Source organism: Acidovorax sp. Root267 (assembly GCF_001429215.1).
GTDB classification, from domain to species: domain Bacteria; phylum Pseudomonadota; class Gammaproteobacteria; order Burkholderiales; family Burkholderiaceae_C; genus Acidovorax; species Acidovorax radicis.
In genome coordinates this window covers 1-1920 of sequence record NZ_LMJC01000021.1, presented here as the reverse complement: position 1 = coordinate 1920, position 1920 = coordinate 1, and the positions used below count along the sequence as shown (strand labels likewise).

Below are 1920 nucleotides of genomic sequence, written 5' to 3'. Positions count from 1 at the left end.
GCAAAGCCCCAGCCTGTTCCATCCGCGCTCGCTGCTCCGGTGTCAGGTGGTTCGCCGCTCCAACAAGTACTGCTGCAGTCACCAAGACTTTCAGAGCCAAAGTTGCAGACCTCCCATCCGGGTCCACATACCTGTAGGGGTTGTTGTTGGCATACGCATAGCGGTTGAAGCTGTGCGGGTTTTCCGGGACGATTCCCTGGGGATCAATCCCCGTAAAACGCCCTATCAGAGGGATGTAGTAGCGCGCCCCCATGTAGGTAATCCAGTTCGTCTGGTCGTACGGCTTGCCCGCAAACCACAGCTTGTTNGCAAAGCCCCAGCCTGTTCCATCCGCGCTCGCTGCTCCGGTGTCAGGTGGTTCGCCGCTCCAACAAGTACTGCTGCAGTCACCAAGACTTTCAGAGCCCAAGTTGCAGACCTCCCATCCGGGTCCACATATTTGTAGGGGTTGTTGTTGGCATACGCATACCGGTTGAAGCTGTGCGGGTTTTCCGGGACGATGCCTTGGGGATCAACGCTGGTAAAACGCCCGATCAGGGGGATGTAGTAGCGCGCCCCCAATRTAGGTAATCCAGTTCGTCTGGTCGTACGGCTTGCCCGCAAACCACAGCTTGTTGTTGGCACCGGCGGCGGGCGCTTGCAGCCGGTGCCCATAGGGCAGATAGTTTTCCTTCCAGACCACGGCGCCATCGGCATCGGTGGCGATGGCGGGGCTGCCCAGAATGTCGTTGTGAAAGAACGTGATGGTGGTCTGGGCGCCAGCGCTGGCTGCAAAGGCGCCGAAGGCCAGCAGCAGAGCAAGGCGTGCCAGAAGRCGYARCCAGAAGGAGTGGAGCGTGGAGATCGAGATCATTGTGCGGACTCCTTCTGGGCGATGCGCTTGCCGTTCAGGTAGATGTACTGAACCAGCCTGCGGGAGCTGGGGGAGTAGTCGGCCAGCAGGTTGCCGTGGGCACCATGGAACTCATGCGTAGTGATGCCTCCTTGGATAACCTGAGTGCGCTTCTGGTCATCGTCGTAGACGTATTGCGCGCATTGAACAGTTAATTACTAATGCCGCAGCTTTGCCTGAGGGGTGTTCTGCCGGTAGTTTCTATCTGCGCTGTCTGGAATAAGTTGCTAAATCAATAAACTCATGTTTCGTGGATCAATAATGATATGGCCGTGTATTTGGAGTATTTTCTTAATTTTTGATAAAACATCTGCGCCGGAATCTGTGGGGAGGTGTATCCAGGCGAGACATCTTCCTTTTTTGTATTCAAGAAATTTTGCCGAGGATTCCTCGGATTCCGAGGTCTCTGGTAATTTATGAATAACACAAAATTCCATAAATTCATTTTCCTTCAATTCGCCGGAATGAATTAAAAATTTCAAGTTTTCGCAATCAATTTTGTCTGGGATTGCACTTATGCCAAGGAAAACATTTTTAGGCACTCCTTCTCTCCACATTTCCTCTTGGAGAGTGGTTTTGCTGTATTCTGGATGCAATAGCAGGCCTGGAAGTGACCAGGCCTCAAGTTCATGAATATATTTCATTGTGGATAGCGAATTTTTATGTCCCGACTCCCTGAGGGTCGGTGAACGTGTAGTGTGTCCAGGCCCGTTGTAGTCGAGGTATGTATACCTGCAACGCTGCCATCGGGCAAAATTTTCTGACCATTGTCACCTGCAGTTCCCGGCAGCGAATCTAGGTCCTTTTGTGCATCGCCCCCGGGCTTGACATACTGCCCTTTCGTTGGCCGCCCTTTGGCGTCCGTTTCGTTTTTCAATCCTTCTGTCAAGCCATTTACCGCCGTATCTACCTGCCCTTTGGACGTATCTGCCCCCTCATTAAAAACCAACCCAGAAGCCCGATCCAGCAATTCACTCGTGCGCTGCTGAAGCAAAGCCCCAGCCTGTTCCATCCGCGCTCGCTGCTCC

General features: G+C 53.2%; 4 protein-coding genes and 1 pseudogene. All 5 read right to left on the bottom strand.

Going from position 1 to position 1920, the window contains the following annotated elements:
• On the bottom strand, positions 1–253 hold a 253-nt coding region (locus ASE39_RS25930), incomplete at its 3' end, for an RHS repeat-associated core domain-containing protein (RefSeq protein ID WP_282434127.1).
• 55 nt (positions 254–308) lie between these two features.
• A partial coding sequence (locus ASE39_RS27125) for an RHS repeat-associated core domain-containing protein (RefSeq protein ID WP_242421451.1) occupies positions 309–624 on the bottom strand: 316 nt, incomplete at its 3' end.
• Positions 512–853 (bottom strand): RHS domain-containing protein, encoded by a 342-nt coding sequence (locus ASE39_RS27120; protein ID WP_242421450.1) that lies wholly within the window; start codon positions 851–853, stop codon positions 512–514. The genes ASE39_RS27125 and ASE39_RS27120, both read right to left, overlap by 113 nt.
• A gap of 266 nt (positions 854–1119) precedes the next feature.
• The gene (locus tag ASE39_RS26465; RefSeq protein WP_139019219.1) at positions 1120–1536 is read right to left on the bottom strand and encodes a hypothetical protein; all 417 of its coding nucleotides are present in this window, start codon (positions 1534–1536) and stop codon (positions 1120–1122) included.
• A pseudogene (locus ASE39_RS25920) lies at positions 1533–1920 on the bottom strand (hypothetical protein); the annotation flags it as partial. The gene ASE39_RS26465 and the pseudogene ASE39_RS25920, both read right to left, overlap by 4 nt.